Here is a 6,136-nt window from a genome sequence, read left to right as displayed (position 1 = left end):
TGCAGAACACGCGGCGCGCGGCGCCGCACGGCCGTAAGCTCACGGGCATGCAGGTGATCCAGTCCACGAAGCTCGCCAATGTCTGCTACGAGATCCGGGGCCCGGTTCTCGAGGAGGCGATGCGACTGGAGGCGGCGGGTCACCGCATCCTCAAGCTCAACACCGGCAACCCGGCCGCCTTCGGCTTCGACTGCCCGCCCGAGATCCTGGAGGACATCCTCCGCAACGTCTCCACGGCGCACGGCTACGGCGACGCCAAGGGCCTGCTCGCCGCCCGCCGGGCCGTGGTGATGCACAACCAGACCCTCGGCATCGAGACGGACGTCGAGCACGTCTTCATCGGCAACGGCGTCTCCGAGCTGATCGTGATGGCGATGCAGGGCCTGCTGGACGACGGCGACGAGGTCCTCGTACCGGCCCCGGACTACCCCCTGTGGACGGCGGCGGTCTCCCTCTCGGGCGGCACCCCCGTCCACTACCGCTGCGACGAGCAGTCGGACTGGATGCCGGACCTCGCGGACGTCGAGCGGAAGATCACCGACCGCACCAAGGCGCTCGTCGTCATCAACCCGAACAATCCGACGGGCGCGGTGTACGACGAGGCGATGCTCCGCGGCCTCACGGACATCGCGCGGCGGCACAACCTCCTGGTGTGCTCGGACGAGATCTACGACAAGATCCTCTACGACGGCGCCACGCACACCCCGACCGCGTCGGTCGCCCCGGACCTGATGACCCTGACCTTCAACGGCATGTCGAAGGCCTACCGGGTGGCGGGCTACCGGGTGGGCTGGATGTCGGTCTCGGGCCCCCGGGCGCACGCGACCTCGTACCTCGAAGGCCTGACGATCCTCGCGAACATGCGCCTGTGCGCGAACATGCCGGGGCAGCACGGCGTGGTGGCGGCGCTCAGCGGGCGCCAGTCGATCAAGGATCTGGTGCTGCCGGGCGGACGGCTGAAGGAGCAGCGGGACACGGCGCACGAGCTGCTGACCCAGATCCCTGGCGTGACCTGCGTGAAGCCGAAGGGTGCGCTGTATCTGTTCCCGCGCCTCGACCCGAAGGTCTTCAAGATCAAGGACGACCGGCAGATGGTGCTGGACCTGCTGCGCCGCGAGAAGATCATGGTCGTCCAGGGCACCGGCTTCAACTGGACGGAGCCCGACCACTTCCGGGTGGTGACCCTGCCGACAGTGAGCGACCTGACGGCGGCGATCACCCGCATCGGGCACTTCCTGGACGGCTACAGCCAGCCCTGACGCTGGTACGCAGCCCTGGCGCTCACCGCGCGCGTACGCCTCACACCGTTGCGCGACCCGGCTCAACTTTAGACGAGTTCTAAGCTAGGATGGCATCCTGTCACGGCACAGGAGGCCTTCCCATGTACGAACCGATCCGCACCAAGTCGGTCCACACCATGGCCGGCCCCACCCCCGACTTCCCGCACCGCTCACGCGAGGAGGAGCTGGACATCCAGCTCGCGGGCCATCTGGCGGCGCTGCTCACGGTGACGGACGAGCTGTGCGCACTGGCGCCCTCCCCTGATCTGCGCACCGCCGCCGAGCGGCTCGCGGAGCAGGTGGCGCGGCTGCGCGGCGAGGTGCCGCCGGTCCGCGCGACGACGGCCGCGCACGGCAGCGAGCCGCAGATCGCGGCGCTCCACCAGCGCGCCCACGCGCTCGCCGGCCGCGCCCTGGTGGTGGCGGCGTCCCGCGCGGACACCGCGGCGGCGATCCTGGCGGCGCGGCGCATGGACGCGCACACCGCCGCGCTCGCCGAGCGACGGAAGCCGATCACCACCGGCTGACCCTCCCCGAGCCGCCCCCCACGGCTCCCTTCGACGGCCCCGGTCCGCGCGCACCCGCAGCGCCGCGCGGACCGGGTGCCCTTCCACCTGCCCGGCTCGACGCCTCAACGCCCGACACGGCTCGGCCGGTTGAGGCCGGTGACCTCGGTGATACGTGCATTCGGGTGGTCTGCACGCCCAAGTGCCTGCCGCGCGGCGGCGCTTCCGGAGCGGGCTCGTAACGTCGGCGCACATGACGGTGGTTGGGCCGTCGATACCGCCGGCCTCGCCACGGTCTTCTCAGCGCCCCCACCGGTGATCAGCCGCATTCATCCATCCCCCGCACTTCCGAGATGTGACACTGTGAAACGTAGGAGATTGTGGGCAGGGCTCATCGGCTCGGCGGCGATGGCCGCGGGCGTGACCGTCTGGGCGACGCAGTCCCACTCGACAACCACCCCGGAATCCAAGCCCGCGTCGACGGTCTCGAAGGTCCGGCAGGCCGACGCGCTGCTGCAGCAGGCCCAGCGGATCCAGAACCCCAAGGAGGCGGCCGGGGCCTTCAGGCGCGTCCTCGATCTGGACCCCGACAACAAGCTCGCCTGGTACAGCCTCGGGATCATCGCGCTGAGGGACCGCAAGGCGACCGAAGCCCGCGCGGACTTCGACAAGTCGCTGAAGATCGACCCGAAGTTCGCCCCGGCCCTCTTCAGCGAGGCCGTCCTGCTGAGGGCCAGCGAACCCGAGCGCGCCATCGACCTGCTGAAGCGCACCGCCGCGGCCAATCCCAGGATGGCCCCGATCGCCGACCTGCAACTCGGGGCGCTCCTGGCGGAGAAGGGCCGTGACGACGAGGCCACGGCCGCGTTCCGTCAAGCCGTCGCGGCGGAGCCCTCGTTGGCCTCCCGGGTACCGGAACGCTTCAGGAAGTCCGTCAGCCCCTCACCGACATCGAGCCACGCAGGGAGCGCCAGATGACGTCGGCCGCGACACCGAGGTTCTCCGTCTTCACCCCCAGCCACCGGCCCCGTTTCCTCGATGAGTGCCTCACCTCCCTTCAGGCGCAGACCTGTTCGGACTGGGAGTGGATCGTCCTGCTCAACAACGGCGCCCGATGGCGGCCGGAGCAGCCCGACGACCGGGTCCGGGTGGAGATCGCGGACGAGATCCGCGGCGTCGGGGCGGCCAAGCGCCGGGCCTGTGAACTGGCGCGCGGCGAGATCCTCGTGGAACTCGACCACGACGACATCCTGGCGAAGGCGTGCCTGGCGGAACTCGGCGAGGCGTTCGACTCGAACCCGGAGGCCGTCTTCGTCTACAGCAACACCGCGCAGATCACCGAGGACGGCAAGCGGGACGACAGCCGCTTCGACGAGACCTGCGGCTGGCGCTACGAGGAGGTCGACGTCGACGGCCGTACGGTGCTCCAGGTCATCTCCCTGGAACCGACGCCGCACAACGTCTCGTACATCTGGTACGCACCCAACCATGTGCGGGCCTTCCGCAAGGACGCCTACGAGAAGACCGGCGGGTACGACGCCACGCGTACGGTCCTGGACGACCAGGATCTGATGTGCCGCCTCTTCCACCTCGGCGACTTCCACCACATCAACCGCTGTCTGTACCTCCAGCGGGTTCACTCGGCGAACACCCAGTCCGACCCGGAGATCAACGCGCACATCCAGCGCGAGACGGTCGCCCTGTACGACAAGTACATCGAGGCCAACTCCCTGGCCTGGACCGCGCGGCGCGGGCTGCTCGCGCTGGACCTCGGCGCGGCCCACCGCAAGCCGGTCGGCTACCTGGGCGTGGACCAGTATCCGGGAGAGGGCGTCGACATCGTCGCGACCCTGCCCGGGAAGCTGGATCTGCCGGACGACTCGGTCGGTGTGATCCGGGCGGTGGACTTCCTTGAGCATGTACCGGGGAAGGTGCCGCTCATCAACGAGCTGTACCGGCTGCTGGCGCCCGGCGGCATGCTGATCACACTGACGCCCAGTTCGGACGGGCGGGGCGCGTACCAGGACCCGACCCATGTCGCGTTCTACAACGAGAACTCGTTCTGGTACTACACGAACAACCAGCACCGTGCCTTCGTGCCCGAGATCAAGGCCCGGTTCCAGTCGTCGCGGCTGGTCACCTACTTCCCGACCGAGTGGCACTCCCAGAACGACATCTCGTACGTCGTCGCCAACCTCATCGCGATGAAGGACGGCGCGGCGCGGTGCGGCGGGCCGCTGCTGGTGTAGGCCCGGTCCGACAAGGCGCCCCGCGGGAACAGTCGTTCCCGCGGGGCGCCTGTGCGTGCGCTCAGGTCCGGGACGTGGACGCTGACGTGGACGCGGACGCTGACGTGGCACCCCGATCGGTGGACGCGCGCGCCGCGGTGGCCAGTGCGGCGAAGGCCGGGGTGCTCATGGCCTCGGCGAGCTGGTCCTCCCACCGGGGCAGGGGCGGGAGCCCGGCGCGCGGCCAGGCGCCGTGGCCCAGTACGCCGTACGTCGGGCGGGCGGCCGGGCGCGGGAACGCCGCCGAGCCGACCGGGCGGATCCGCTCGGGGTCGAGTCCGCCGAGCCGGAAGGCCTCACGGGCCAGGCCGTACCAGGTGGTGTGACCGGCCGCCGTGCCGTGGTAGACGCCTGCCGGTGCCTGTCCGGCGAGTGCGGCCCGGCCCAGGATCGCCATCTGCCGGGCCAGCGCGCGGGACCAGGTCGGCTGGCCGTGCTGGTCGGCGACCACGTCCAATGTCGCGTTCCGGGCGGCGAGTTCGAGCATGGTGGCCACGAAGTTGCGGCCGTGCGCGCCGTAGAGCCAGGCCGTGCGCACGATGTAGCCGGTGCGCGGGAGGAGTTCGGCCACGGCCCGCTCTCCCACCAGTTTGCTCCGCCCGTACGCGTTCACGGGTCCTGTCGGCGCGTCCTCGGGGTACGGCTGCGGGATGTCGCCCGGGAGCACGTAGTCGGTGGAGAGATGCAGCAGGAGTGCGTCGTGCTCGGCGCAGGCGCGGGCGAGATCGCGAACAGCCCTGCCGTTCACGGCCGTTGCGGCCTGCTCCGATCGCTCGGCGCCGTCGACGTCCGTCCAGGCCGCGCAGTTGACGACCACGCGCTGCCCGGCGACGGCGGCGCGCACGGCGGTCGGGTCGGTGAGGTCGAGCTGCGCACGGCTCGGTGCCGTGACCGTGGCGCCCGGGTCGGTGGCGAGTTCCTCCACCATGTCCCGGCCGAGGAGCCCACGCGCCCCGGTCACCAGCCAGTTCGTGGTCGTCTTCCTGGTCGTCTTCGTGGTCATCACAGCCCTGCCCTGCGCTTGAGCGGCTCCCACCAGGCGCGGTGCGCGCGGTACCAGGCGACCGTCTCGGCCAGCCCCTGCGCGAAGGAGACTTGCGGGACATAGCCGAGCTGTTCGCGGATCTTGCTGTCGTCCAGCGAGTAGCGCAGGTCGTGGCCCTTGCGGTCGGCCACGTACGCAACCCGGTCCCAGTCCGCCCCGGCCGCGTCGAGGAGCAGGCCGGTGAGCTTGTGGTTGCTGAGTTCGGTGCCGCCGCCGATGTGGTAGATCTCCCCGGCCCTGCCGCCGTGCAGCACCAGGTCGATGCCCCGGCAGTGGTCGGAGACATGCACCCAGTCGCGGATGTGGCGGCCGTCCCCATATAGCGGCACCGTCCGCCCGTCGAGCAGATGCGTGATGAAGAGCGGGACGACCTTCTCGGGGAACTGGTACGGCCCGTAGTTGTTGGAGCACCGGGTGACGACGACGTCCAGGCCGTGGGTGCGGTGGTAGGCGAGGGCCAGCAGATCGGCACCTGCCTTCGACGCGGAGTACGGGGAACTCGGCGCCGGTGGCCACTCCTCGGTCCAGGAGCCTTCGCCGATCGAGCCGTACACCTCGTCCGTGGAGACCTGGACGAAGCGGCCGACGCCGTGGCGGTGAGCGGCGTCGAGGAGCACCTGGGTGCCGAGCACGTTCGTACGGACGAACGGACCGGCCCCCTCGATCGACCGGTCCACATGGGACTCGGCCGCGAAGTGCACCACCGCGTCCTGCCCCGCCATCACCTGGTCGACCAGCTCCGGGTCGCAGATGTCTCCCCGGACGAAGCGATGGCCCGGGTGGTGCGCCACCGGGGCCAGGTTCTCCTCGACGCCCGAGTAGGTCAGCTTGTCCAGGACGGTGATCCGCTCCGCCGGATCCGCGCTCAGCCGTCGGCGGACGTATTCCGAACCGATGAAGCCGGCGCCGCCGGTCACGAGGATGCGCATAGCTCTCCGAGTTGTCCGTTGTCCTGCCGCCCCGCGTGCGGTGCGGGACGGACGATGATGTGTGCCGCCCGGCGCGGACCTGCCGCGC

Annotated in this window: 6 protein-coding genes; 4 read left to right on the top strand and 2 right to left on the bottom strand. The window is 70.4% G+C overall.

Translation table 11 applies throughout. The features are described 5' to 3' along the window. Positions 1-47: 47 nt before the first annotated feature. From NGF19_RS24545 to NGF19_RS24530, 4 genes are all read left to right on the top strand, one after another. Positions 48-1,259: a pyridoxal phosphate-dependent aminotransferase gene (locus tag NGF19_RS24545; RefSeq protein WP_252427480.1), complete on the top strand. Its 1,212-nt coding sequence runs from the start codon at positions 48-50 to the stop codon at positions 1,257-1,259. A 122-nt stretch (positions 1,260-1,381) separates the two neighbouring features. Then, positions 1,382-1,807 (top strand): SCO4983 family protein, encoded by a 426-nt coding sequence (locus tag NGF19_RS24540; protein ID WP_252427463.1) that lies wholly within the window; start codon positions 1,382-1,384, stop codon positions 1,805-1,807. Between the two features lie 342 nt (positions 1,808-2,149). Beyond that, positions 2,150-2,764 carry a tetratricopeptide repeat protein gene (locus NGF19_RS24535; protein ID WP_252427462.1) on the top strand — a complete coding sequence of 205 codons (615 nt, stop codon included), beginning with the start codon at positions 2,150-2,152 and terminating at the stop codon, positions 2,762-2,764. Beyond that, on the top strand, positions 2,761-4,035 hold the full coding sequence (locus NGF19_RS24530) for a glycosyltransferase (RefSeq protein ID WP_252427461.1): 1,275 nt from the start codon (positions 2,761-2,763) through the stop codon (positions 4,033-4,035). Before NGF19_RS24535 ends, NGF19_RS24530 begins: the two co-directional genes overlap by 4 nt. Before the next feature lie 61 nt (positions 4,036-4,096). Here NGF19_RS24530 and rfbD read toward each other — a convergent pair whose 3' ends face one another. Continuing rightward, positions 4,097-5,077 (bottom strand): dTDP-4-dehydrorhamnose reductase, encoded by a 981-nt coding sequence (rfbD, locus tag NGF19_RS24525; RefSeq protein WP_252427459.1) that lies wholly within the window; start codon positions 5,075-5,077, stop codon positions 4,097-4,099. After that, positions 5,077-6,048: a dTDP-glucose 4,6-dehydratase gene (rfbB, locus tag NGF19_RS24520; RefSeq protein ID WP_252427458.1), complete on the bottom strand. Its 972-nt coding sequence runs from the start codon at positions 6,046-6,048 to the stop codon at positions 5,077-5,079. Before rfbB ends, rfbD begins: the two co-directional genes overlap by 1 nt. Positions 6,049-6,136 lie beyond the last annotated feature (88 nt).

Origin of the sequence: Streptomyces macrolidinus, from assembly GCF_023887685.1 — a bacterium.
Lineage (GTDB): Bacteria > Actinomycetota > Actinomycetes > Streptomycetales > Streptomycetaceae > Streptomyces > Streptomyces macrolidinus.
The sequence above is the reverse complement of the archived record's forward strand: the minus strand, read 5'-3'. Positions and strand labels throughout refer to the sequence as shown.

Bases quoted from the DNA above. Each gene is read 5' to 3' on its own strand.
- rfbD (WP_252427459.1), bottom strand. From the start codon at position 5,077: ATGACCACGAAGACGACCAGGAAGACGACCACGAACTGGCTGGTGACC.
- NGF19_RS24545 (WP_252427480.1), top strand. From the start codon at position 48: ATGCAGGTGATCCAGTCCACGAAGCTCGCCAATGTCTGCTACGAGATC.
- NGF19_RS24540 (WP_252427463.1), top strand. From the start codon at position 1,382: ATGTACGAACCGATCCGCACCAAGTCGGTCCACACCATGGCCGGCCCC.
- NGF19_RS24530 (WP_252427461.1), top strand. From the start codon at position 2,761: ATGACGTCGGCCGCGACACCGAGGTTCTCCGTCTTCACCCCCAGCCAC.
- rfbB (WP_252427458.1), bottom strand. From the start codon at position 6,048: ATGCGCATCCTCGTGACCGGCGGCGCCGGCTTCATCGGTTCGGAATAC.